General features: G+C 39.0%; 29 protein-coding genes and 2 tRNA genes. 20 read left to right on the top strand and 11 right to left on the bottom strand.

Annotation, left to right across the window (positions count from 1 at the left end; translation table 11 throughout):
* Window positions 1-230: 230 nt before the first annotated feature.
* A complete protein-coding gene (locus tag N7Z68_RS09965; RefSeq protein ID WP_275118323.1) occupies window positions 231-1,430 on the bottom strand; it encodes an iron-containing alcohol dehydrogenase in 1,200 nt (399 codons plus the stop codon).
* Window positions 1,431-1,585: 155 nt separating this feature from the next.
* Window positions 1,586-2,020: a GNAT family N-acetyltransferase gene (locus N7Z68_RS09960; protein ID WP_275118341.1), complete on the bottom strand. Its 435-nt coding sequence runs from the start codon at window positions 2,018-2,020 to the stop codon at window positions 1,586-1,588.
* Window positions 2,021-2,251: 231 nt separating this feature from the next.
* Between N7Z68_RS09960 and N7Z68_RS09955 the strand changes: the two genes are divergently transcribed.
* Window positions 2,252-2,785 (top strand): DUF4269 domain-containing protein, encoded by a 534-nt coding sequence (locus tag N7Z68_RS09955; RefSeq protein WP_275118322.1) that lies wholly within the window; start codon window positions 2,252-2,254, stop codon window positions 2,783-2,785.
* Window positions 2,786-3,069: 284 nt separating this feature from the next.
* On the opposite strand, the gene N7Z68_RS09950 is transcribed toward N7Z68_RS09955, so the two are convergent.
* Window positions 3,070-3,131, bottom strand: a tRNA-OTHER gene (locus N7Z68_RS09950).
* Between the two features lie 2 nt (window positions 3,132-3,133).
* Window positions 3,134-3,208 (bottom strand) — tRNA-Asn (locus N7Z68_RS09945).
* 506 nt (window positions 3,209-3,714) lie between these two features.
* Here N7Z68_RS09945 and N7Z68_RS09940 point away from each other — a divergent pair.
* The 4 genes from N7Z68_RS09940 to N7Z68_RS09925 all read left to right on the top strand — a co-directional run bounded on the left by N7Z68_RS09940 (window position 3,715) and on the right by N7Z68_RS09925 (window position 7,671).
* Entirely contained in the window at window positions 3,715-3,885 is a 171-nt protein-coding gene (locus N7Z68_RS09940; RefSeq protein ID WP_275118321.1) for a hypothetical protein, read from the top strand.
* Between the two features lie 127 nt (window positions 3,886-4,012).
* Window positions 4,013-4,180 (top strand): hypothetical protein, encoded by a 168-nt coding sequence (locus N7Z68_RS09935; protein ID WP_275118320.1) that lies wholly within the window; start codon window positions 4,013-4,015, stop codon window positions 4,178-4,180.
* 1,037 nt (window positions 4,181-5,217) lie between these two features.
* Window positions 5,218-6,693 carry a glycoside hydrolase family 18 protein gene (locus tag N7Z68_RS09930; RefSeq protein WP_275118319.1) on the top strand — a complete coding sequence of 492 codons (1,476 nt, stop codon included), beginning with the start codon at window positions 5,218-5,220 and terminating at the stop codon, window positions 6,691-6,693.
* A gap of 297 nt (window positions 6,694-6,990) precedes the next feature.
* The gene (locus N7Z68_RS09925) at window positions 6,991-7,671 is read left to right on the top strand and encodes a TVP38/TMEM64 family protein (RefSeq protein ID WP_275118318.1); all 681 of its coding nucleotides are present in this window, start codon (window positions 6,991-6,993) and stop codon (window positions 7,669-7,671) included.
* 93 nt (window positions 7,672-7,764) lie between these two features.
* Here N7Z68_RS09925 and N7Z68_RS09920 read toward each other — a convergent pair whose 3' ends face one another.
* Complete coding sequence (locus N7Z68_RS09920) at window positions 7,765-8,256, bottom strand: CBO0543 family protein (protein ID WP_275118317.1); 492 nt, start codon at window positions 8,254-8,256, stop codon at window positions 7,765-7,767.
* Window positions 8,257-8,448: 192 nt separating this feature from the next.
* Between N7Z68_RS09920 and N7Z68_RS09915 the strand changes: the two genes are divergently transcribed.
* The 6 genes from N7Z68_RS09915 (at window position 8,449) to N7Z68_RS09890 (ending at window position 14,792) form a co-directional block, all read left to right on the top strand.
* Window positions 8,449-9,096, top strand: coding sequence for a nitroreductase family protein (locus N7Z68_RS09915; protein ID WP_275118316.1), 648 nt, complete (start codon window positions 8,449-8,451; stop codon window positions 9,094-9,096).
* 494 nt (window positions 9,097-9,590) lie between these two features.
* Complete coding sequence (locus N7Z68_RS09910; RefSeq protein WP_275118315.1) at window positions 9,591-10,181, top strand: hypothetical protein; 591 nt, start codon at window positions 9,591-9,593, stop codon at window positions 10,179-10,181.
* A gap of 324 nt (window positions 10,182-10,505) precedes the next feature.
* Window positions 10,506-11,963, top strand: a complete 1,458-nt coding sequence (locus N7Z68_RS09905) for a CoA-acylating methylmalonate-semialdehyde dehydrogenase (RefSeq protein WP_275118314.1) — start codon at window positions 10,506-10,508, stop codon at window positions 11,961-11,963.
* A gap of 145 nt (window positions 11,964-12,108) precedes the next feature.
* Window positions 12,109-13,200 (top strand): enoyl-CoA hydratase/isomerase family protein, encoded by a 1,092-nt coding sequence (locus tag N7Z68_RS09900; protein ID WP_275118313.1) that lies wholly within the window; start codon window positions 12,109-12,111, stop codon window positions 13,198-13,200.
* 114 nt (window positions 13,201-13,314) lie between these two features.
* Window positions 13,315-14,508, top strand: a complete 1,194-nt coding sequence (locus N7Z68_RS09895; RefSeq protein ID WP_275118340.1) for an iron-containing alcohol dehydrogenase — start codon at window positions 13,315-13,317, stop codon at window positions 14,506-14,508.
* A gap of 206 nt (window positions 14,509-14,714) precedes the next feature.
* On the top strand, window positions 14,715-14,792 hold the full coding sequence (locus N7Z68_RS09890; RefSeq protein WP_275118339.1) for a YjcZ family sporulation protein: 78 nt from the start codon (window positions 14,715-14,717) through the stop codon (window positions 14,790-14,792).
* Window positions 14,793-15,198: 406 nt separating this feature from the next.
* Here N7Z68_RS09890 and cbiQ read toward each other — a convergent pair whose 3' ends face one another.
* From cbiQ to N7Z68_RS09870, 4 genes are all read right to left on the bottom strand, one after another.
* Complete coding sequence (gene cbiQ / locus N7Z68_RS09885) at window positions 15,199-15,951, bottom strand: cobalt ECF transporter T component CbiQ (protein ID WP_275118312.1); 753 nt, start codon at window positions 15,949-15,951, stop codon at window positions 15,199-15,201.
* 65 nt (window positions 15,952-16,016) lie between these two features.
* Entirely contained in the window at window positions 16,017-16,619 is a 603-nt protein-coding gene (locus N7Z68_RS09880) for a CbiM family transporter (protein WP_275118311.1), read from the bottom strand.
* Window positions 16,620-16,975: 356 nt separating this feature from the next.
* Window positions 16,976-17,380 (bottom strand): hypothetical protein, encoded by a 405-nt coding sequence (locus N7Z68_RS09875; RefSeq protein WP_275118310.1) that lies wholly within the window; start codon window positions 17,378-17,380, stop codon window positions 16,976-16,978.
* Window positions 17,381-17,601: 221 nt separating this feature from the next.
* Entirely contained in the window at window positions 17,602-18,153 is a 552-nt protein-coding gene (locus N7Z68_RS09870) for a YppG family protein (RefSeq protein WP_275118309.1), read from the bottom strand.
* Between the two features lie 241 nt (window positions 18,154-18,394).
* Between N7Z68_RS09870 and N7Z68_RS09865 the strand changes: the two genes are divergently transcribed.
* The 3 genes from N7Z68_RS09865 to N7Z68_RS09855 all read left to right on the top strand — a co-directional run bounded on the left by N7Z68_RS09865 (window position 18,395) and on the right by N7Z68_RS09855 (window position 21,083).
* Window positions 18,395-18,808 carry an Hsp20/alpha crystallin family protein gene (locus tag N7Z68_RS09865; protein WP_275118308.1) on the top strand — a complete coding sequence of 138 codons (414 nt, stop codon included), beginning with the start codon at window positions 18,395-18,397 and terminating at the stop codon, window positions 18,806-18,808.
* Between the two features lie 155 nt (window positions 18,809-18,963).
* The gene (locus N7Z68_RS09860) at window positions 18,964-20,121 is read left to right on the top strand and encodes an agmatinase family protein (RefSeq protein ID WP_275118307.1); all 1,158 of its coding nucleotides are present in this window, start codon (window positions 18,964-18,966) and stop codon (window positions 20,119-20,121) included.
* Between the two features lie 125 nt (window positions 20,122-20,246).
* A complete protein-coding gene (locus tag N7Z68_RS09855; protein ID WP_275118306.1) occupies window positions 20,247-21,083 on the top strand; it encodes an ATP-binding cassette domain-containing protein in 837 nt (278 codons plus the stop codon).
* 35 nt (window positions 21,084-21,118) lie between these two features.
* Here the strand turns inward: N7Z68_RS09855 and N7Z68_RS09850 are convergent, their stop codons facing one another.
* On the bottom strand, window positions 21,119-21,346 hold the full coding sequence (locus N7Z68_RS09850; protein ID WP_216828688.1) for a spore germination protein: 228 nt from the start codon (window positions 21,344-21,346) through the stop codon (window positions 21,119-21,121).
* A 156-nt stretch (window positions 21,347-21,502) separates the two neighbouring features.
* Between N7Z68_RS09850 and N7Z68_RS09845 the strand changes: the two genes are divergently transcribed.
* Complete coding sequence (locus tag N7Z68_RS09845) at window positions 21,503-22,027, top strand: LysM peptidoglycan-binding domain-containing protein (RefSeq protein ID WP_275118305.1); 525 nt, start codon at window positions 21,503-21,505, stop codon at window positions 22,025-22,027.
* A 205-nt stretch (window positions 22,028-22,232) separates the two neighbouring features.
* Here N7Z68_RS09845 and N7Z68_RS09840 read toward each other — a convergent pair whose 3' ends face one another.
* On the bottom strand, window positions 22,233-22,328 hold the full coding sequence (locus N7Z68_RS09840; protein ID WP_275118304.1) for a YjcZ family sporulation protein: 96 nt from the start codon (window positions 22,326-22,328) through the stop codon (window positions 22,233-22,235).
* Between the two features lie 182 nt (window positions 22,329-22,510).
* Between N7Z68_RS09840 and N7Z68_RS09835 the strand changes: the two genes are divergently transcribed.
* The 5 genes from N7Z68_RS09835 (at window position 22,511) to N7Z68_RS09815 (ending at window position 24,926) form a co-directional block, all read left to right on the top strand.
* Window positions 22,511-22,942, top strand: coding sequence for an Hsp20/alpha crystallin family protein (locus tag N7Z68_RS09835; protein WP_275118303.1), 432 nt, complete (start codon window positions 22,511-22,513; stop codon window positions 22,940-22,942).
* Window positions 22,943-23,103: 161 nt separating this feature from the next.
* A complete protein-coding gene (locus N7Z68_RS09830) occupies window positions 23,104-23,790 on the top strand; it encodes a hypothetical protein (protein WP_275118302.1) in 687 nt (228 codons plus the stop codon).
* Between the two features lie 104 nt (window positions 23,791-23,894).
* Window positions 23,895-24,305 (top strand): hypothetical protein, encoded by a 411-nt coding sequence (locus N7Z68_RS09825; protein ID WP_275118301.1) that lies wholly within the window; start codon window positions 23,895-23,897, stop codon window positions 24,303-24,305.
* A 59-nt stretch (window positions 24,306-24,364) separates the two neighbouring features.
* Window positions 24,365-24,652 (top strand): hypothetical protein, encoded by a 288-nt coding sequence (locus tag N7Z68_RS09820; protein ID WP_275118300.1) that lies wholly within the window; start codon window positions 24,365-24,367, stop codon window positions 24,650-24,652.
* Between the two features lie 187 nt (window positions 24,653-24,839).
* Window positions 24,840-24,926 carry a YjcZ family sporulation protein gene (locus tag N7Z68_RS09815; protein WP_275118338.1) on the top strand — a complete coding sequence of 29 codons (87 nt, stop codon included), beginning with the start codon at window positions 24,840-24,842 and terminating at the stop codon, window positions 24,924-24,926.
* Window positions 24,927-24,944: the final 18 nt, after the last annotated feature.

The following is a 24,944-nucleotide window of genomic DNA, read 5'->3' as shown; positions in this document are numbered from 1 at the left end:
CAAATCGGACGATAAAAATAAAAAAACGGACAATAAAACCCGATTTCCGACAATAAAATTTAAAATCGGACGATAAAACAAGAATTCAGATATTAAACCAAATAAAAAAGGAGCCCGGTAGCTCTAATCAAAAGAAAAGCGTGTTCATCAACCTCGATGAACACGCTTTTCTCTAGTAAAACGAATAATTTACTGCCCAAGCATTATTTTTATAATTATTCCCTCACAACCTATTCTTTAATTCTCTCAAAAAGCTCAGCTAAATCATTTCGCAAAAGAATTTTCGGAACGGGGTACAGCGGGTTGGCTTCTTTATGTGCCCGTTCGACCATTAATGAAATGTCGCTATCCACAATTCCACTCACTTTTTCCGGAATATTCATATCTGCGTTCAACTGCTTGATGGCTGCGATAAATTTCTTTGCCTTTTGTTCTTCAGTATCTCGTTCGTTCGTGAGTTCAATTAAATCCGCTAATTCTGCTAGTGGTTTGTGCACCGCGCTGCCATAGTATTCGAGGACGCGAGGCAAAATAATCGCATTAGCAAGTCCATGAGGCACCGAGTAAAATCCACCGAGCGTATGTGCGATCGCATGGACATATCCGATGTAGGCGCGGGTAAACGCAACGCCTGCTAAATAAGAAGCCTTCTGCATTTGGCTTCTGGCGGTGATATTCGAACCGTTTGAATACGCCTCGTATAAATGTTCAAAAATTAACTTCACGGCTTCTTTACTGCACTGAATGGTCTCATTTGTGTTGCTTCGCCCGATGTACGCTTCAACAGCATGGGTCAGAGCATCCATACCGGTCATCGCCGTAATAGAAGGAGGGAGTTTAACCGTAAGCAATGGATCAAGAACAGCAACATTAGGGATGAGAACGCTATCATTAATCGGATACTTTTCATGGGTTTTGCTGTTGGATATGACCGCTGCGACCGTTGCTTCACTTCCTGTTCCAGCAGTAGTCGGGACCGCAAAAAGAGGCGGGATCTCTTTTTTTACTTTTAATACACCGCGCATTTGTTCTAGACTTTTTTCCGGTCTAGCGACACGAGCACCGACCGCCTTAGCACAGTCCATCGGTGAACCGCCCCCAAAAGCAATTAGCCCTTCACATGCATGAGCATGATACATCTCGAGTGCTTCTTCGATATTTTCAATCGTTGGGTTAGGAACTGTTTTATCATAAACTACATAGTTAATGCCATAATCTCTCAAACCTACTCGTAATTCATCCATTAAACCAAGTGATGTAATTCCTTGATCCGTTACGATTAATACACTACGAATCTCTTGATCTCTTATCAATTTTGGCAGTTTCCTTAAACTATTTTCACCTTCTAGTAGCTCTGGTTTCCGCCAAGGCAGAACATGCGATATGATTTTAAACGTACTTTGATAGACTCTGCAATATAGTTTGTACATCACATGACCTCACTTTATTCCTATAGTTTAAAAAAAGTGCATCTAACTCCAATCACAAGCAGGTAAGGCAGCAGTTCTACTAATATATTATACGATTTCTATGTATAAAACTCCTCGAAAAGGAACTAAGGGCTTATTTTAACCATCTTGTTCATCTATAAATTCTTTTTAAATACATAACTGACTTTGTCATAATCCATCCTATCTTCATAAAAACGATGAGCGTCCGTTCGTTGTAACCCGGAGGATAATGCAACACTTTCAAAGCCGTTGGTTTTTGCCCACTCTTCAACATAGGCAAGAAGTTTTTCACCATATCCTTTAGACCGTTTATTCTCGTCAGTTACTAAATCACAAACCCATAGGAAACGGCCGTAATACAAAGTGATCATCGGCATAAAGCCAATCACCGCAACCATTTCACCCTCATCATATAGACCTGCTAATTTATAGTTTTCTTTCTCAGCAGCCTCAGAAACCAATTCTATATATGTCATTTGATCAAGATGAGAGCGTAACTGACGCATAACAGGGAAAGCTTCGATCCATTCCGTTTTATTGGATAATTCTTTTATTTGTATTGAATTCATTTCACTCATATTTTCATTCATCCTCCCAATATTCAGTTAGCTATGATTATAGGCATCATACCACTTTCTTGGGAGATTATGTTAAAATATAAAGCTAGTTCATGTGAATTTTTTCATGGAGAGCTGTTAAAGGTTAGTTTTAAGTATGTCCAACATTAGTATTTTAAAAATGAGATTTAATTAGATGAGGGACAAAAAATTACGATCAAAACGTGAGAGGAAGGATAATTAATGTTCGCAACCATTGATTATTTGAAACATGGGAACGAAAGACAACAAAAGGCGTTTCACGCGATTACCCATTTACGTGTTATGAAAGATTTAGCTGATTATAAGCCTGTCCTATGTGGAACTATACCTATTGAAATTGACGTTGCAAGCTCAGATTTAGATATTATTTTTGAAGTTCATAACTTTACTCGCTTTCAAGAACAAGTAATCGCTTTATACGGACACATGAGTGATTTTAAAATAAGTCAATATCAGATTCGGAACAAGCCAATCATTAAAGCGAATTTTATATATGAAGGCTTTGAATTTGAGTTGTTCGGTCAAGCCCAACCGGTCAACGAGCAAAACGCTTATCGACATATGATCATTGAAAATTATATATTGAACGAGCACCCGCACCTAAGACAGCCCATTATCACACTCAAAACACAAGGGTACAAAACGGAACCCGCTTTTTGTATGGTACTTGGTCTAGAAGGGGAAAATCCTTATTCGTTGCTATTAAAATATGGGGAGGAAAGAGGGATCATATGAAAACCGGGAATTGGTGTCGTCGGTCTATGCTGCTGTATTGTCCATTGTCCAAGACAAATAAGTGGAATAACTCATCATCACCTTTAAATACTTTTCAGCTTTACTTAATTTGTACGAACAGACCGTTTTTAATGCTGTCTTTTAATTGAACCGAGAAGAATGAGAGGGTGGTTAATATCCTAATTAGAGGGCAAACTAATTACAATGCAATAAACTGAGGAAAAAGTCTAAAACCATAACAGATTTTAGACTAATAATTAAAATCCTTTGTATGTAAAATTTTGTGGCGGAGAAGGAGGGATTTGAACCCCCATACACCTAGACGATATTCAACACATACTTCTCCAATGGCTCCACAGGTAGGACTCGAACCTACGACCGATCGGTTAACAGCCGATTGCTCTACCACTGAGCTACTGTGGAATAATGACAGTTACGCTTTTAAATCACCTAAAAAATATGACCTGTTGCGTCTAATGATAGTATTGGCAAAGGATCCTTTTTTATGCAGCTAAATTTAAAAAACACCTCAACAACGATGGAGGAGGTGTACGTACGGAAGGAGCAACCAACGCTATACGATCGGTCATAGGATTATCGCTTTTTTCGAGGAGCATTTTTTTCACGATCACTGTACTCAGGATACATTTGATTATCATCATTCGTTTTTACTGTTGCGTCTTTATTTCCTTTATTGTTTTTCATTTCCCATACCTCCTTTACTATTTTAATTTCATTGTTTATTTTTATATCTAACCCTGACATTTATCCAAGGGGTTCCTTTCCAATCCTGCTCGATATTTTTATTTACAAAAAAAGTATCTGTTTTTATTTTTATTATGACAAATACTAAGGAAGGCAACTTAAAATGGTCCTAACCTAGCCTCACCCCCTTAGGGCACTATATCCAAACGGACAGGAGTGGAAGCATGTCAGCTAAGGAAAAAAGGAAAACGGTCTTTAGAGATAATCAAGATATGGTGGAAGGTGAAAACGTCACTGAAGATAATATTAGAGACCGAGATAACTTAGGCCCGTTAAATTCTGAGGAAATTAGATTTGAACACGCAGACGATATTTATGATATTAACAGAGACTAAGTTGTTATTTTGATTTGAGCAAAAGGTTATTAAAAAATATTGTGTTTGGTCATATAAAGTAGAAAAGTAATTCGAATAAGGAACCCGTATAAAAAGACTTATACCTTTAAAAGGAGGTCCTCGTCACATGGTAAACCTAGACTTCGATAAGTTCAATAAAGTTCAAAAAAAGCATGAAGCTCATTATTTAGCTGGTGGAGCTAAAAATAAACCTGCTTCCGAAAACTTTGACTCAGCTGACGATCTAAACAGAAAAAAGCCACCTTCTGTTGGAGCAGAAGGAAGAGACGTCTAACTTAATACGCCAAACCGTGTGCAAGCAAAAATGTCTTACTGATGATCAGTAGGACGTTTTTTAGTTTAGCTTAGACTGGCAATATTGGACCGTAACTGAACAAAAAAATGTTCTTATAGCAATTAAAGAGGCTTTTGTGCGAGAGGTGGGCTGTTTAATAGAACAAGCTGCCACAACTACACACCACACGATCAACGCTTTTCGTTCACGCTTTCTCCTATATTTTTCCTCTACCGCTCACGATCTGTGCCGTTCCGTTCACACATTCTCCTAATTTTTTCCTCTACCGCTCACAATCCGCGCCGTTTCGTTCACGCTTTCTCCTAATTTTTCCCTCTACCGCTTACAATCCACGCCGTTCCGTTCACACATTCTCCTAATTTTTTCCTCTACCGCTCACAATCCGCGCCGTTTCGTTCACGCTTTCTCCTAATTTTTCCCTCTACCGCTTACAATCCACGCCGTTTCGTTCACTCATTCTCCTAATTTTTCCCTCCACCGCTTACAATCCACGCCGTTTCGTTCACTCATTCTCCTAATTTTTCCCTCCACCGCTCACGATCCGCGCCGTTTCGTTCACGCTTTCTCCTAATTTTTCCCTCTATCGCTAACGATCCGCGCCGTTTCGTTCACGCTTTCTCCTAATTTTCCCCTCTACCGCACACGATCTGTGCCGTTCCGTTCACGCTTCCTCCTATTTTTTCCCTCTACCGCTCACGATCCGCGCCGTTTCGTTCACTCATTCTCCTAATTTTCCCCTCTATCGCTCACGATTCACACCGTTTTGTTCACGCCTTCTCCTAATTTTTCCCTTTACCGCTCACGATTCACGGCCTTTTAATTACTCAATTCTACTTATCGTTACTAAGTTCACTAATGTTCCTTTCATTGATCCGATTACTCTCACTACTAAACCGCATTCATATGACACTACCAACAATTACTAGTCTTATTCTCTCAATCTTTTAAAATAGTTTACCGATAAAACAAATAGATCATAGTTTTGCGAATTTTATAAGTAGAAGGGGATCAAACGTATGAAAAGAAAAGTCATCTCAATGCTCATCATCATCTTATTAACGTTTAGCTCATTTCATTGGTTAGTAGAAGCAAACAATGGGAATGGTCGAGGCAATCAAAACTCAACCACGCTAGAACCGGTGCAGTCTGTTGAAACAAATGAAACAGAAGCAGTCCAAGTTCAATCCAATAACACCGGAAGAGGGAATGGACGCGGCAACAACAAACAATCTGAACCTGTGCCAGCGCCGACTCCGGAACCGATTGTAGAGGACCCGACTCCTCAGCCCATCGTTGAAGATCCAACACCTGAACCAACACCAATCGATGAAGATATGGATACGATCACACATATTGTCCAGTCAGGCGATACACTATGGAAACTCTCTGTACAATACCAAACAACTATTGATACAATCAAAACACTCAACAACTTAACATCAGATATGTTGTTTGTCGGTCAAGTCTTACTAGTACCAGCACCTAAATCTTCTGAACCAATCGCAGAACCGATAAAAGAAGAACCTATTAAAGACAGTAAAGAACTCATAAATCTCGGATACTATACGAAATACTGGCATACTGATATGTCATCCTACAATTCGTTAACGAGCTTTCATTCGTACTTAAATACAATTGCAGTTACTTCCTATGATGTGACCGCTAGAGGAACAATTGAAGGTTTTGATGCAAGTGAAGCGGTAACATTTGCAAAAGAGAATGGTGTAGCACCATTTGTAACGATTCAAAATAAATTTGACCCAGCTATGACTCATACAATTCTTTCAAGCGTAGCGCTTCGAACGACGACGATTCAAAATATGTTAGAGTTAGTGCAAACGAAAGAATACGATGGGATTAATTTAAACTTTGAAAATATGTATGCGTCAGACCGTGCTCTTTTTAACGAGTTTGTTAGAGAGCTAGTCGATGTTTTTCATGCACATAACTATCCCGTTATTGTTTCAGTGCCAGCTAAAACTGGAGATTTTCCAACATGGGCGTGGAGCGGAACATTTGAGTATCGTACCATTGGAGAGCTTGCTGATTATGTTCAAGTGATGACATATGACCAACACGGTTCATGGGGAGAGCCAGGACCCGTTGCAGGTTTGAATTGGGTCGAAAATGTACTAAAGTATGCGACGAGTGAAATGCCTGCTGAAAAAATCCTGATCGGTTTACCTGCCTATGCCTATGATTGGAATTTAGATCAACCATCTAGTAGCCGAGCGATCACTTGGAGAAACGTGAAAACCCTTTTAAATACAACAAATGCAACCGTACAATGGGATCATCAATCACAATCGCCATTTTTCCATTATACTGATGCGAATGGTCATCAACATACCGTATGGTTTGAAAATGAAAAAAGCATCACGCTAAAGACTGAATTGGTTCATAAATATCAATTAGGCGGCGTGTCTACTTGGAGAATGGGGCAAGAAGACGAAGCCTTCTGGAATGCGGTTCACGAAGGTCTTAACCAATAATCGAAAAGGGGCTTGTCTACTAAAACTAGACAGGCCTATTTTATTAAAGACAAGTTTTTTTAATTACAAGGAAAAAAATCTATAACTTCAAAAAACAGCATCTATCTGGTACACCCCCTTCAGGAAACTCTTACCAATTGAGACTTATCCCTTTGTTCATATTGTGTTCATATTATGGTTGTAACCTAGATCTTGTAGACAATTAAGCTTAGACAGTCGAACACTAGATTATTATAATAAACATAATATATAAATAGTTCGGAAACAGCACCGTAAACATTTACGGATGGAGGGGTGGTGACTTACATTTTTTATTGGATTAGATTAAGCTTTTTTCTATCGATGATTACGATTAGTTTGATAACTTTTCAACGAACTGATCTTTTTAATTTAATCATCCAAGCTGATTTTGAAGGTGTGCAATTGTTACTAAACGATAATATAACATTACTTTTGACGGTTACATTCATTTTAATGATTATCCAGAATGCCTTTACGCTCATACCCCTTTTATTATTAATTACTTTTAATATGGTGTTGTTTGGATTTTTTTACGGTGTGATTTGGAGCTGGTTAACGAGTGTTGTTGCTGCAGTTATTATTTTTCTAGTAGCCCGTTATATTTTTCAAGATCGTCTAGTTGAGAAATTGAATACAGATCTCAAAGATAAAATCGAAGCGAATGGTCTATTGTATGTTTTTATCGGAAGAGTTTTTCCTTTTGTTCCAACGAGCCTAGTAAATATCGTATCTGCTGTTAGTTCCATTCACTTGAAGCACTTCTTAGCTGCTACAGCTTGCGGGAACCTCATCTACTTTTTCCTATTAGGCCTTCTTCCGATGAGCTTAATTAAATTAGGACTGAACTACTACACAATTGGTCTACTCCTGTTGGTCATCATTGTGGTCTTTAATATTTATACGTTTCTTATTAAAAAGAAAAAGAGCACTTGGTCCATAAAATCTATGTCTGGTTAATACGTTTGGTGCAGGAAAAAACACCTCAAAGTCGAATTCCTTCGTCCTGAGGTGTTTTTTTATGATATGGTCTTCATTTATAGGGTGGAACTTTTATGTCGTTGATAATTTTTCAGTATTGATCTTCCGAATGAGGGCTATGATACATCGACACAGTAAAAATTTGATAAGTAACGAAACAAATGAATGATACCAAGTATAGCCTTTTCTCCACGTAATTAAATCTGTTTTTTTCTCAACAACCGTTTCAATAATTGTTTGAGGAATGATAAAAGGAAACAATTTTAGAATGATTCCCAGTGGTCGGCTGTTTAGTGTCCATTGATTATAATAAAGGAGAAGCAACGGATAATGGATAAAGTCAAAAGGAAAATGAATCGCAAAGTTCGTCTTAAAAGGTCTTACTTTATATTTCAAGTAACCTTTTGACACAAGAAGGCGGTCTGCAAACGCATTTCCAATACAGCTAACAAGAAAAACAATGATCCAATCTTTAAATGAGCGCTTTACAATCGCAAAAGGTAATAAGGATAATGAGATCAAAGTAATGATGGATAAGAAGGTACGCTCTTGTTTTCTGTTCACTACTTACACCTCCAATGACTAGTACTAGTAGGTTGCTTCGTTTGGATGAAGTTATACATATTTGTCACCTTTGCCATATAAGGTGGTTTTATCTTTTTTGCAATCATTAATGGCATTTTGCTGTTCTTTTGTTAAAATAAACATGTATTATTAGAAATTTTTACATCATAACAAATTGAAAAGGGTGTTTTCATGGATTTTTTGCAAACGAAACAATTAATACAAGAAAGAAGAAGTATTCGTAAGTTTCAGGACAAACCTGTAGACAAACAAGATATTTTAGATATTATTGATTGCGCTAGGTACGCACCGTCCGATACAAATTCACAAACATGGGAGTTTGTTGTTGTGACGAATAAAGAAAAGATTAAAGAAATTGAAGATATGACTTGGGCTGCCCTTCATGAAAAAGCAGAAGAGGCGAAAGAAAAAGGGTTAGAGAAACCAGCGAAACTACTCGTTCGTTCTTTCGGTCCATATGCGACAGCGTTTTCGGAAGCACCGGTTCTTATCGTTTGTTTAGCGACGCCATATGAATCAAAATTCAAAGACAAGATTTTTGATCCAATTGGCTTTGTTGAAGAAGAGGTTTGGACTGAAGAAGGAATTAAAAGCAGTTGTTTAGCGGCTCAGAACTTAATGTTAGCTGCCCATGCGAAAGGTTTAGGTACTTGTCCGATGACGGGTCCGGTTTTATTAGCACAAGACAAGCTCCGCCAATATTTAAACATCGAAGGGCACAAAGAAATTAACATGGTTATTTCATTAGGACACCCGACGGATCAACCCAAAACGATGCCAAGAAAACCTGTTGAGGAAATCTTAACGATCGTTGAATAAGCTACGTACATACATATGATATGGAGTGTGAGAGTTGCTACGGCAGCTCTTTTTCCTTTTTTCATACATGAAATATTGATAAAAAGGTGAATCGCCAACTATATTGTCCGATTTTTATTAGCGGTTTGACGGTTTTATTGTCCGATTTTCATTTTTATTGTCCATTTTGATGATTTTATTGTCCGATTTTCATTTTATTGTCCAAACTATGAATTTCATTAGCCAATGCCTCAAATTTGTAGCGCACTGGCTGATTTCCTACTATTTTACACCTTAGGTATCCTAGGATGAACCGAAACCAAATGGCGTCGCGAACTTAAACTTAAGGGCCGTACTTCAATTGAAAACCGCGGTCAAATCATCAAACTTTCCGTTATAAATTTGTAATAGTTTGTAATGTTTTTGAAAAATAGGGCATTTCCACTTCTATGGTTAAGAATTTGATAAAATTAAACATAGTCAATTGAGCGGATGATAGTTGAGGTGGGGGAACGATGCTTTTCAATAAGAAACCATATCTTTCTTTTTTTATATCTTCTGTTGCATTATTGGGGGCAGGCTTTACATTTGCAGCTCTGCTGCTGACATCAGATGGAGCCAATGACTCTAGATCACTAACCTTATTTGAGGACCCAAACGGACCATTAATAATCCCGCCGGATATCCACACATTGAGTGATGAAGAATTAGAAAGATATTTTTCAATGACAGAAAGAAGAGAAAACCTTCGTAAAAATGTTGAAAACGATTTTGTTAGAACACATTATTTAACACTTGACCATTATGAATATCTTCCTAACGAAATGTTGTTTAACGGGGAAGGGTCTTATCATAATTTGGCCAGCGTATTGAGCCGGGTAATTTCAAATCAATCTTACGGTGATATTATTCCCTACGCCTATTATAATGACGACCACCAGCGTGTAATGATATTCGATAAAAAAGTGAATGGAGACAATGTTCTTCACATTCGAAAATACAACGGCGAACAATGGGAATTTGTAAATCGAAGAAGGACCCCAGGTGTTAAGATGGTCGATAAACACTGGGAAGATGTCATAATTGAAAACGTTCAGCAAAGATAGTCTTCGACTATCTTTTTTATTTTCTTTAAAGACCCTTCTTCATCTTGTCTAAAGCACTATACACAATCAAGCTATCAAATTTTATACCAGCCGGAATAAAAATTAGCGAAAGAAAAAGGTATTCGCTGAAATAAGGAGAAATAAATAAGGTGAACCTTTCATAGATATTACTTGTCAGATTACTTTGTCGATAAAACTTCAAAGACATCTACTTACATAACACAATAAGTCGCATCAATGGCTAGTCAGTAATCAGCTGAAAGACGTTATCAAGATACTGAAAATTCGAAAAAATGTTATGTTATTACAGAAAGGAGATCAATTATGGTCAATCAAACAGAAGTACAAACGTTAAAGAATTTTGTGGGGGGCAAGTGGATCGAGTCCCAAACAGAAAAAGTAGAAGCCGTGTACAATCCAGCGACAGCTGAAGTCATTGCAAACGTGCCGATTTCTACATATGAGGATTTAGATCATGCCGCTGAAACAGCGAAAGAAGCCTTTAAAGAGTGGAGAAACGTTCCAGTACCGAAAAGAGCACGTATTTTATTCCGCTATCAACAACTGCTCATAGAACATTGGGAAGAACTTGCACAGTTGATTACAAAAGAAAATGGAAAAAGCTATGACGATGCTTACGGTGAGGTGCAGCGTGGCATTGAATGTGTGGAATTTGCTGCAGGCGCACCGACCTTAATGATGGGAGAACAACTGCCTGATATCGCAAGCGGCATTGAATCAGGAATGTACCGATATCCGATTGGTGTAGTGGGTGGAATTACTCCATTTAACTTCCCAATGATGGTTCCTTGTTGGATGTTTCCATTAGCCATTGCATGCGGGAATACGTTCGTATTGAAGCCGTCAGAACGGACACCGCTTCTAGCCAATCGATTAGCCGAACTATTTCAAGAAGCCGGCCTTCCAGACGGAGTGTTAAACGTCGTTCATGGGGCACACGATGTGGTAAACGGCATATTAAGTCATAAAAATATTAAAGCGGTTTCATTTGTCGGATCACAACCCGTCGCTGAGTATGTCTATAAAAATGCAGCAGCAAACGGTAAACGAGTTCAAGCATTAGCCGGTGCGAAAAATCATTCAATTGTCATGCCGGACGCCGACTTAGACAGTGCAGTAACGAACATCATTGGTGCAGCGTTTGGATCAGCCGGCGAGCGTTGTATGGCTTGTGCTGTTGTGGTTGCCGTCGGTGATGTTGCTGATGAGTTAATGGATCGTCTGAAACAAGCTGCAGATAACATCATAATCGGAAATGGCATTAACAAAGATGTAACACTTGGACCGGTCATTCGTGATAGTCATAAAGAACGAACGCTTGAATATATCGAAATCGGTGAAAAAGAAGGTGCAGCACTCGTTCGAGATGGTCGTCAAGATAAAGTAGTTGAAGAAGGTTACTTCGTTGGACCGACAATTTTTGATAACGTCAAGCCTGGTATGAAGATCTGGCAGGATGAAATCTTTGCGCCAGTGTTATCCGTTGTCCGAGCGAATGACCTCGATGAAGCGATTGAAATTACGAACGAGTCTGAATTCGCAAACGGTGCGTGCCTCTATACGGATAGCGCGAAAGCTGTACGAAAATTCCGTGAAGATATCGATGCCGGAATGCTTGGCGTTAACTTAGGTGTCCCTGCTCCAATGGCCTTTTTCCCATTTTCAGGCTATAAAAATTCGTTCTATGGTGACCTGCACGCGAACGGAAAAGACGGGGTTGAATTTTATACACGCAAGAAGATGCTTACTGCACGATATTAAAAACGAGCAACTGTCTTTATAGTAAAAAACGTACACAGCAACAGTAAAACCATTAAGATACAGCAAGTAGAAAGAGGGACAAACTGATTGTTCTTTTAAACGTGTCCTTCTTTCTACAGATAATAATTGACGAGGTGAATTTTTCATGAGTGAAGCTAGTGTTTTATTTGAAAGAGAAAATCAGGTCGGTGTAATCCGCTTAAACCGCCCGAAGGTCCTTAATTCTCTAAATGCAGAAATGGTTGATTTACTCTATCGGCAATTACAAGAATGGAAGAGTGACCCAGCCATTGCTGTCGTATGCATTAGCGGCGAAGGTACAAAAGGTTTATGTGCCGGCGGGGATATGCGTTCTCTATACGACTTAAGAGATTCTAGCGTCCTCGATTTAGCACGTGACTTTTTTTCAACTGAGTATCAAATGGACCTACTGATTCACCAGTATCCAAAGCCAGTCGTTGTCAATATGGACGGAATTGTTATGGGGGGTGGTGTTGGACTTTCAGTCGGCGCCACACACCGAATAGTAACCGAAAAAACAAAATGGGCAATGCCTGAAATGAATATCGGATTCTTTCCTGATGTTGGCGCGAGTTATTTTTTAAATCAGATGCCTGGAGCTGTTGGCCGGTATTTAGCCCTTACATCAGGGATCATAAAAGCCGCAGATGTTATGTATGCCGGTGCGGCTGATTATTATATGGCCAGTGATGATTGGGACAAATTAAAAGCAGACATTACGAGCACTGATTGGAAAACGAAAGAAATAGAAGATGAAATGAATCGACTGCTCAAACGATACTGCCAGCCAATCGACATTCAATCTTCTAACCTTGCAACCACTCAAGAAAAGATCAATCAACATTTCTCACATGAAACAATGGAAGAAATCATTGCTTCACTACAAAGTGATGCAGCCCATGATGAATGGGCAAAAGAAACCTTAACTACATTACTAACAAAATCATTAACGTCATTAAAAGTAACGCTCCGTCAATTACAGGAGGGCGAAAAGAAGTCACTCGTTGAATGCTTCAAGATGGAATTTATCTTAGGTATGAATTTTATGAGCCTGCCTGATTTTTATGAGGGCGTTCGTGCTGTCCTCGTTGACAAAGACCGTTCTCCAAACTGGGACCCATCTCGTTTTGAGGACATTTCAGAAGAAGATATTTTAGCTTTCTTCAAGTGGGATAAAGATGACAATCTTTTAACAAAATTTAATGCGTTCGCATAAGCCCAAGTTTACACTAATAGATTAACAATTAATCGTCGTAGAAATAGATGCGGAATAAGACTCAGGTGGATAAAAAACAGGGTAGATCAACTGTACAAGGGGGATACTGTTTTGATGAATGCTTTTTCAAGTGTCTATATGCCAAGGGCTATTTTCTATGGGAGGGACTCTTTAAAAACGGTAGGAAAAGAGACAAAATTAAGAGGGACTAAAGCTTTAATCATCAGTGATCAAATGATGGCTAATCTTGGTTACGTGAACGAATGTATACGATATTTGCAAGAAGAGGGGATCTCGCATTCTACATATCTTGAAGTTAATACAGAACCTACTAACACTTATGTAGAAGAGGCACTCGAACTTTCTAAACAAGATAACTGTGATGTCATCATTGCTTTAGGCGGTGGAAGTTGTATCGATACCGCAAAAGCGGTCGCCGTCCTTGCGACAAATGGCGGGGACATTAGCGATTATATGGGAAACAAAAAAACAGCGACTGAAAAGCCTTTACCTTTAATTGCTATTCCGACAACCGCTGGAACCGGCTCAGAAGCTACAGATGTTACCGTCATTACGAATACAAAAACCGATGTAAAAATGATGATTAAGCAGATGGCATTTTTACCAGAAGTTGCGATAGTGGATCCTTTACTAACAGTGTCATCACCCAAACATGTAACAGCAGCGACCGGGGTAGATGCTTTAAGTCATGCGGTCGAAGCATTTATTTCGCGACGAGCGCATCCTTTCACGGACCATTTAGCATTATCAGCAATTAAACTGATTTTCGAAAACATTCGCCAAGCGTATACGATTGGGGAAGATATTGTCGCCCGAGAACATATGGCGCTTGCTGCTTTACAAGCGGGAGTAGCTTTTTCCAATGCTTCTGTTTGCCTGGTTCACGGAATGTCGCGTCCAATGGGGGCTCTTTTCCATGTACCGCATGGTGTTTCAAACGCGATGTTATTGCCAGCTGTCCTTGAATTTAGTAAAGACGAGTGCATTGATCGATTGGCAGAAATGGCGGTTGTCATAAACCCAGACCTGAAAGATCTGAATAAAGAAGATTTAGCCGACCGTTTTGTCAAAGACGTGAAAAGGCTTTGTCATGATTTAAACATCCCAAATATGAAAGAGTGGGGCATTGAGCAGCCAGCCTTAGAAAAAGTCATTCATAAAATGGCACAAGATGCTGTCGCGAGCGGCAGTCCAGCCAACAACCCTAAAGTCCCTGAAGAACACGAGATCATTGAGCTTTATTATGCTTGCTACGACTATAATATGAAGGAAGAACAAAATATTTAAGAACGAGTAATTTCAGCCTATAAAATGAGAAGAAAAAGGAGTACGATCGACTGAATTCGTACTCCTTTTTTGTGCATAAAACATTCAGTTTATTTACGAATGGAACGGCGATTTCATCAATTCCTGTAAAACTGTGTAGCAGCCCACCCGGATAATGAATATTGGCATAAGGTATTACTGTAACACACATAAGGAGGTGTTATAGAGTGTATAACAGTTTTGCGTTAATCGTAGTGTTGTTCATTCTGTTAGTGATCGTTGGTTCAGCATATGTTAAATACTAAAAAATAAATAGATGAATAGAAAAAGAAGGTGTACCTCAAGTCTAAGGGTACACCTTCTATAATTGTTAAGAAGTGAATATAACTCTTCTATGAAACAAACTAAAGAATGATGAGTTTTTCTATGTTTCATTATTAACAGTTATTGCTGGGCGTCATTGACGACTGTAATTTTTGTTTTCTGTCATATTCAAGGGGCAAAAACTCTTTTGACGACCCTAATTCCCATTTCACTCATTTTTTGAGGGTCAAAAGCTTCTTTGCATCCCTAATTCCCGTTTCACTCATTTTTCGGGGATCAAAAGCTTCTTTGCATCCCTTAATTTCCATTTCACTCATTTTTTCGAGTGAAAAGTACTCGCGTCATTCCCACTTATACCAAACAACGAACTATGAACCTACCAAACACCTACATCCGAAAAAACATCAATTCAACCGCCACAATTACCATAATGATAAAAAAGGAGAGTCCCGTTTTATACAAGTCCGACTTCGTTATTTGCCGTGCTTCGCCAAAACAAAGATTCCCGTTAAACCCTCTAGACACCATCGCTTGAAAGACCTTTTCGGATCGATCTAGTGATTTCAACAATAACGCACCTGTCAGCTGTCCATAGATCTTTAAGTTCTTTATGCTGACACCACCATTAAAAAAACGAGTTTTTAACGCTAGTTGCATTTTTTGGATGTCATCAAGAAACATAAATACATATCGATACGATAATAACAGCACTGAAATCATAATCGGCGGGACCTTTAAATGAGCGAGACTATCCATAAATTGATCAACAGATTGCGTTTCCAGAATAATCGTTAAGATTGTCATTGACGTTACTGCCTTTAAAATAATGAGGAGGGCAAAAGTAACACGGTCAGGATCAAGCGGAAAACCGCCGCCAAAGACAAGAGGCAGCGTCATCAGTAATACAAATGGTGCAATGAGTAAATACCGTTTTAGTAAAGTAAGGAGCGAAATACCCATAATAAATGAAACCATAATGGAAACCGAGTAAGCAAGGAGTGCAAATGAAACCGTCTGCAGACTAATTACACCAAAAATATAAATAATGGCAGCCATCAATTTTGCTCGTGATTCCCACCCTAAAGCCCATTGAGAAATCCCCTCGAATTCTGCTTGTGTATCTTCCTGTCCATAAGGCATCGCGATCACCTATTTCATCCAAATTTTCATCAGACTCGTATCTATAAAAAGTACACCCATTCCAGCTACGTTTCATCAAAGAAAGTCGGCCGAAGCGCATATAAATATTTTACCGAAAAGCCGGTTAACACACCTTCTAATAGTGCTAGTGGAAAATAGGCAACGACGACGATGTTGATAACCGAGAAAGTTCCTTCTGTATACCGTTGATCTGACAATAACAACAGTAGAATTAATAAAAAAACTCCACCTAACACCGCACCAAAACCTGCAGAAAACCCCTTGAGAAAATGTGGCATCCCTTTAAGAATTTGACTCATAAAATATACGAAATAAGCCGGAAGAGACATTAATAATGTATTGGCGCCAAGCGTACTCAATCCCCCGTGTTGGAACAATGCAGCTTGAAGAAGTAAGCCAATAAAAATCCCGATCGGCGCTCTACTTCCTAAAGCTAAACCAAGAAAGCCGCTTAATAGTGGATGGATTGAAGTAGGTCCTACAGGTATATTAATCAAGGAAGACACAAAAAAAGCTCCCGTGAGTAGACTAATTTTCGGGATTTCATCTTCTTTTATACCTTTTAGAGAATAGGCTAATATTCCAACGGCCCCCGCTGTTGTTGCTACTGCTACTGAAAAACTAAGTACGCCGTCTGCGACATGCACAACTCATCCATCCCTTCATCGGACACTTTTCTTGCTTATTTATATTGTTTTTATTCGTGAAGTATTCAGGTCTTTTTCTCCTCAGTTCGCTCAAATGCTTGTCCTTTCAAGGTCATGTTTATTACATACGAACCAGAAGTTAATGGGATAAGTTATTGGCCAATGACGACGTAATTTATTAGGCGCTTACGAGATGATGAGTAGATAAGAAGAGGTTAATTGAACGAACCTGATATTTAGTCTCAGAAAAAAAGCTATCAAAATAAAGAACGATTCCGAAATGACCTGAGTTAGGAAGTAGTGGCTCATAAAGAGAAAAGCCAAATCCACTCTTACCAATAACAGGAATAAATGGATCATAAAATGAAAAATACGAACCCGTTATTTCCAATAACAGGAGGAAATAGATCATAAATCGAAAATACGAACCCAACATTACCATAAACAGGAAAAAATGGTCCATAACATAAAGTTACGATCCCGATATTACCAATAACAGGAACAAATGGATCGTAAAATGAAAATATGAACCCATTATTACCAGGAACAGGAAGAATCGGCTCATAACATGAAAATACGAACCCATTATTACCATGAACAGGTAGAATTGGCTCATAAAATGAAATTACGAACCCATTATTACCATGAACAGGTAGAATTGGCTCATAAAATGAAATTACGAACCCAATATTTCCAGTAACCGGAAGAATCGGCTCATAAAATGAAATTACGAACCCATCATTACCAGGAACAGGAAACATCGGATCATAAAACGAAAATACGAACCTACTATTTACATAAACAGGAAAAATCGGTTCATAAAATAAAATTACGAACCCAAAATTTCCATAAAAAGAAAAAAACGACTCATAAAGAGATAGGAAGATTTATATAATCCTCATCTTCAGACAAAAGCAACCTCTAAAAAACCTCTTCTAAAAAATTAGACCTATCTAATGATTTAAAAGAGGCTAGACGGTTATTATCTCATGATACCAAACATCTTCATAAGCGGGCTGACTTGATTGACAACACCCATTACTTGTTGAACACCATTACCAATTTTCGCTAAATCATATTGTCCTTTATCATTTTTAAATAGAGATTGTAATCCTTGAGGATGTTGGCCAGGGCCAAGAAATTGCTGAGCTTGAAACGGATTCATTTGAGCTTGGTTCGGTTGACCTTGAAACGGCATCATTGCATTTGGATTGTGTTGACCTAATGATTGCATCGGACCAGGATTAGGGTGAACTGACTGTGACTGCATCGGGCCTGGATTAGGTTGACCTAAGCCAAGTAGTTGCTGTAATGGACCAGGATTAGGTTGACCGAAACCTCCTCCTAATGGTTGCTGCATTTGTTGAAAGGGTGAATTATTAAAAAATCCAGACTGGAAAGGATTTTGCTGTTGATACATTTGATTGGAAAAATCAAACGGGTTAAAGCCCATTGGATTAGGACTGAATGGATTAAAACCAGACGGATGGTTTCCAAAGTTCCGCTCAAATTGCCTTCTACCAAATGGAAACATAAGATCCTCCTAACTTATCATTTTTCATATAATGAAATCGTCCATTAACATAAGTTATTCGTCCCACTAAACCACCGGCACGGCATTTACCTAGATCTTTATGATGAGGTGAGTCCATCCACCTTACATATAAATATTGTAAAAAACGACAACTAAGATTACTTGATTATTGAAAGGGATTACAGGCACGGCAGTTACCTAGTAGGCATACATATAAGTGAATAAGAACAGGGGGGGTCTTATGAATAAATCGGGTATAACGACGAATTGGGATCGTTCCGTTCATGATTTGTTAGGTGAAGATTTTTCACAAGAATTTCCGGCATTCGTCAAAAACCATGCGGAAGTCCTCGCAAATATTTACGAATCAGGGAAGGAACTGATTTGTACCTTTGCCTTACCAGGGCTTAAAGAAGAAGAGATTGATATTTACGTAGAACATAATCTATTAGAATTGAGAGGGACCTTATTTGTCGATGATCGTGACTTTCGATTAGTTCAAGAGGGAATCCTACAAGGTCCAATCAAACGAACGATTGAATTACCATACCCTGTTTTAGAGGAAAATGTTCAATATAATTATGAAAGAGGATTACTGTCGGTGTACTTACAACGGAAACCTCAATCCAAATCAAGAAAGACAAAGTTAAACTAAGCTTTTCCTGCTAAAAATCAACTTGTTAGGCTCATACTATTTTTTAATAGTTGGTATGGAAAAATTTTTAAAGAATATAATGTCAAAGTATGGATGAATAGGTAGAGCAAAGACGAACCAGCAACTCAGAAATTCAAAAAACGGTGGTGATGTTAGTGGGTTTTTTTGATAACCACGGGTTAAGCTACAGACAGAAAAAAGCCCTGGAAAGTGAACGAACGACAGACTTACTCGGTATCGAACAGGCGGAAAAAGAAGCAAAGATACCAGAAGTAGAAAATCAAAAAATTCTAAGAAGATCTGTCGAGTACGGTTTAGAAGCGGCTCCTTCCATTGGAGACCGGACGATATCCACCTTTACAAGAGAGCCTCGTCCAGCCTACGCAGGGATCCCTACGTTTTTAAGATCCCCATTTTTAGAAGATGTTCGTAGAGTTGGAGAATATGATGTGGCCTTTATCGGTGTCCCATTTGATATTGGAACGACTTACCGTGCAGGTGCCCGGTTTGGTCCTGAAGCGATGAGACGAATCTCAAAGCTCTACACGAGTTATAGTTATGAAAAAGGTGTAGATTTAGCAGAATCCTTAAATATGTGTGACGTTGGTGATGTATTTACCATTGCAAATATCGAAAAAAGTTTTGACCAAATTTACAAAGCCGTTTCTCATGTTTTTGCCCAAGGTACCTTACCGGTCATGTTAGGCGGGGACCATGCGATTGGTTATCCATGTGTTCGTGCGATAGCCGATGTTCTCGGTGAAAAAGTCGGTATTATCCATATGGACCGCCACTTAGATCTACAAGAAACTGATATGGATGAACGAATGCATACAACACCTTGGTTCCATGCTACAAATATTCCAAATGCACCGCCTGAAAACTTAGTTCAAGTCGGTATTGGTGGTTGGCAAGTTCCAAGGGAATCGGTTCAAAATGTTCGGAAGCTGAATACTACAGCAATCTCCATTTTCGATATTGAAAGATTAGGAGTAGAGAAAGTCGCTGAAATTGCACTTGAGAAAGCATGGCAAGGCGGAGCAAAAGCCGTTTACTTAAGTGTTGATATTGATAGTTTTGATGCAGGGTTTGTACCAGGAACAGGCTGGCCAGAACCAGGCGGATTTTTACCTCGTGAAGGGCTGAAGTTCTTAGATCTTGTCGCTAGAGAAGGAATTTGTGGAATGGAACTGGTAGAAGTTTCACCTCCATACGATGTAAGTGATCAAACCGCACTACTAGGAACACGTTGTATCGCCGATGTGTTAGCATCTATGGTAGATGCAGGAAAGTTAGGTAAAAAATTCACATAATAAAGAGGGCCGGTGAAGCAGCCGGCCTTTTCCTATATAAAGTAAACAGCCTGTTCATTTTCCAGCTTTAAAGTTATGTTACCGTTCAGGGTGAATACAAATATTGTAGAAGGGAGGGCAAATGAATGCATGCGATCGATATACAAGACTTAGCCTATGAATATCCAGATTCAACCAAGGCGATCGATGAACTTTCTCTACAAATCCCGATAGGTTCAAAGGTTGCTATATTAGGACCGAATGGAGCAGGGAAGTCTACATTACTACACCATTTTAACGGCTTAAAATTACCACAAAAAGGTAGCGTATCCGTTATGGGGCTACCTTTAACGAAGAAAAGCGTAAAAACGATCAGACAGAAGGTCGGGCTCGTCTTTCAAGACCCGGATGACCAAGTGTTTTCAGGAACGGTCTGGGAGGATGTCCAATTTGGGCCGAGGAACTTAGGCTTAACCGAAGAAGAAGTAAAAGAAGTATGCGAAGTAGCTTTAGGGTCAGTCGGTATGTTGGAATTTAAAGCAAAAGCACCCTACCACTTAAGCTATGGGCAAAAGAAACGCGTAGCCATCGCAGGGATATTAGCAATGAAACCAGATGTCGTTATTTTGGATGAACCGATGGCTTATCTCGATCCTAAAGGTCAGGATGAGGTCGCTGGTCTTTTACAAGGACTAAATTTTATGGGAAAAACAATTATTTTATCGACTCATGATGTTGATTTCGCTGCGTCATGGGCTGACATCATCATTTTAATGAAAGACGGAAAAGTATTAATGACAGGCGGACCTGAATTATTGGTAGATGAGGAATCGATTAGAAAAGCAAATTTACATTTGCCGAGAATTGCAAGGTTATTTCGGATGATACCTAATTTTGAAATGGACCGGTTACCGATCAATGAACAGGAAGCGGTTCGTTTGCTCTATAGTGCCATGCAATCCAGAGAAAATGCCAATTATTAAATCGATTCCCCACCTTTTGATGACAAAACGGACAATTATATTTGTGCTTGAGGTTGATCAATCAAATCAGGATCATTCGCAATATTTGCATTGTTAAACTGCAATGGACTGAAGTTCGCATCGCCAGGTTGTAAATAACCGCTATTAAACTTAGAGTTTGCCTGGTGTCCTTTATGGACTACGTTACCGAAGTTGATGGAAGCGTTATTTGCTGATTGATTGATTCTGATCCCAAGTATGTTATTCATATGTGTCAAGAACATAATCTCCCCCTAACTTCCTTGATACCCATATCGTATGTTGTAAAAAAAAGAATGACACTCGTTCACTAGCAATTTGCCTAAAAAATATGATGGCAACACACCCAATGGTTGAATAGAGATATAGTGTTGTATTAAATATTGGGAGGTAATAAAATCGTGAGAACACATCATTGTCAGGCAGGAGAAACGTTGTATCTTTTAGCGGACCATTATAAGGTAGACCTTGATATGTTGCTAGATCTGAACAAACATATTCAAGATCCTACAAACATTATGGCCGGAACACAAGTGTTTATCCCAGATCAAATGATGGGCGGCATGATGCCTGACATCAATGGAGGCAAAGGAAATGTCTGTGCACACGTTTCAGAGGAGCCGGTACAATACGTGCAATTACAATATACACAATGGCCGTCACAAGATTATGCATTAGGCTATGGGAGCCATACAACTCTTACGCCAGGCTATTATGGTTGGGAGTCCATTCACCAACGTCAAGAACAGGAAACAAACATAACCGATCAACGTGAGGCAACTGCTCCACAAGAAAATCAGCATCAAGCGAACTACCAACAATACCCGAATTATGCATACCCTTATCAACCACAAGTCAATTCAGGCTACCATACGTACCCGAATTGGAACGGTCAATACATGTATAATCAGCAAAGATACTATTAAACGAAAACTTTTAAGCTCAGAGTTTCTGTAGACTCTGAGCTTTTATATGTGTTTTTACTATCCTATTTAATTATATCTTCAAAAGGCACTTACCATTGATTTTACAGTACCACCGTTAACATAAGATTACCCTTAAATACATAGAAGCAGCATTTAAGGGCAATCCTCATTACATTTCTAACTTAGCCATTCCGTACTTCATCGTTTAACAAACGTATGAAGCCCCGATGATCACTAATAGGATAAACAATACAACAACTAATGCAAATCCTCCTAGTCCTGCTCCTACATGTGCGCCCATTTTGCTACCTCCTTTGAACTCTCAAATGCTGTCAGTAGTATCGTATGAAAAATAGAAGAAAGTGTTTGGGGTTTTGCCTATATTTTAAAAATGTATTAGGTTTTTTACCTATATGACGTACAGGCACCAGCCCAAATAAACAACATACTAATACTTATAAGGAAGAACAGGGAGGGATTGAAGTGAATAATCATTTACCAAATGGGTGGCAAAAAATGATACCGAAGTTTCTTGGAGATGATTTTTTCTCCAACTTTGACCAGATCAACTTTCAAAATGTCGGTACAAAGGTGAACATTTATGAGAACGGAAATGAACTTTTATGTGTATTCGCCTTACCCGGCTTAAAGTTAGAGGATGTTGATATTTATACTTATGAAAGAACATTAGAAGTAAGAGGAACGATTCACTCAAACTTTAATGGTTATCGCTTAATTCAAGAAGAGTTTCCACAAGGTCCATTTAAGCGAACGATCGAGTTGCCGTTTCCGGTGCGTGAAGATAAAATGGACGCAGCTTTCCAACGTGGTTTATTAGTGATCCATTTACATCGATTGATTCGTCCAAATCAATTGAGACAAAAAGTCCACATTAAAAATTTAGATGATGAATGAGTCAGCTTGTCTTATAGCTGGCTCTTTTACACGTTAAACATAATATGGCTAGTACAGAATTACATCTACATAAAATCTCGCGACTCAGAAGGGTTTTAATGATAAATTATAACTTCTGCTCATAAATATGAAAGTGTATTGATTATTTGTGGGGGGAAGACATGAGGAAATTTAAACTATTGATGATTTGCGGATTGATTACGAGTAGTCTAATTGCTTGCAACAACAACGATGACGTGACGGAGACGATCGAAGACGCTGCAGCCAATGAGGAGGAAACTCTCCAGCAAGAACTTCCTTCAGAAGAAGACGAAGAGCCCATTGAAAATGAAGACACAGAGATGGATGAACTAGATGAATACGAGGAAGAAAACGAAGGAATCGATCACCATCATGAATTACCGTTTGAATGGCGCGGAAGCTACGATTTAGCAGAAGGTACATATACTCTAAAGCTAAATAAAAATGAACATGGCGATGAAACCATGCTGATTGCATTCATTATGGAAAATAGCAATATTCATGATTTGGATCATCACGCTGCCCACTTGATGGAAGCTGCTGCAGAAGAAGTGAACGAAGAACAAGCGTTTGAAGCAAAACATGAGTATGTATATTTGTTGCCTCTAAACGAAGACGAAACGACATTCACCTTCACGATCACCAAAAGCGGTCTATATGCTCTTTATTTAGAACACGATGCTGAAGAATTCGATCTGGAAATTTTCAATGAGAACAACGAAGAAATAACTTCAGAAAATGTAAGCCAGTTTGAAGGACATAATCACGGACATGATCACGACGACCACGAACATGAGCATGAAGATGAACACGATCACGACCATTAAAGTTATTCACCACGAGGCTGCTTCTAATGACAGCCTCCTTTTCATCTTTTACCTTACAAAGAAAGAAGGGGTACGTTATTAGACCTATTTGGACTTGTACGCTAATGATTTTTTTCTTCCTGTTTATTGGTTTTCATACGGTATCTGCTCATAAAATGATCATCATTCCTGGAGATGACGATGGGGCACTGAAGGTTCTCTATGAAGACGGGAGCTTCTCGACTCGAACAGTCGTTACCGTTTACGATGAAAAAGGCAATGAGATAGATAGTGGCCCTTTAGACGAACAGGGTGCATTCTATTTTGATCATAATGATGCGCACTTTTTTGTAGCTACAGATGGTCTCGGTCACCGTACCGAATGGACCGTTGGGGAGGATGTTGTTGTTCGATCAGACCCACACCGCTGGATAATCGGTGGCGCTGTGTTCATGGTGTTTGTTCTGATCTCGCTCATTTTTTACTTCCGGACGAGAAAACGTAATATAAACGAAACCGGTAGTGTAAATCAGTAACAAAGTGTACGAGATCACATAGACTATCGAATAAGACCTTTAAGAGGAGTTTATGCACAATGTCTTTTCATCCATATATCGCTCCGTTTCCAACAAAGAGAAGAATTCCTAACCAATCTCTCGGTTTGTACGCGATCCCTTGGCATCCTTTTAATCCACACAAAGTAGAGCTGCCAAAGTTTCACCAACAAAACCATACGATACAACATTGTTATCAGCAATGCCTTGCGTTTGGCTTTCAACCCGGAATGATAGGGTGGACACAGTGTCTACATGGTTGTCAATCCTTATTGGGTTCATTACTTGCTGACCCACAGTTTGTAGAAGATATGTTAGATATGGAATAAGAAACGGGCTAAAGTTAAAAAAACTACAGCAAATGTATTGTCCTTTATGGCAATACATTTTGCAGTTTCTGAAGGCGTAATTTAACCGTCCTAACTGAAACTATTTAGAAACCTGTTCAAGTGTCTAAACCATTTTTGGTGTTTTTGCATAGGGTGTTAGTAGTAAAAGGGAAGGGTGGTGTTAAGAATGGGTTACGGACATGGCGTAGGCGGCTTTACTTTAATCGTCGTGCTTTTCATCTTGCTTGTTATCGTCGGAGCTTCTTGGTACTAAAATAAACTAGAAATTTCC

The organism is Alkalihalobacterium chitinilyticum (assembly GCF_029028005.1).
Classification (GTDB): Bacteria; Bacillota; Bacilli; order Bacillales; family Bacillaceae_F; genus Alkalihalobacterium; species Alkalihalobacterium chitinilyticum.
The sequence above is the reverse complement of the archived record's forward strand: the minus strand, read 5'-3'. Positions and strand labels throughout refer to the sequence as shown.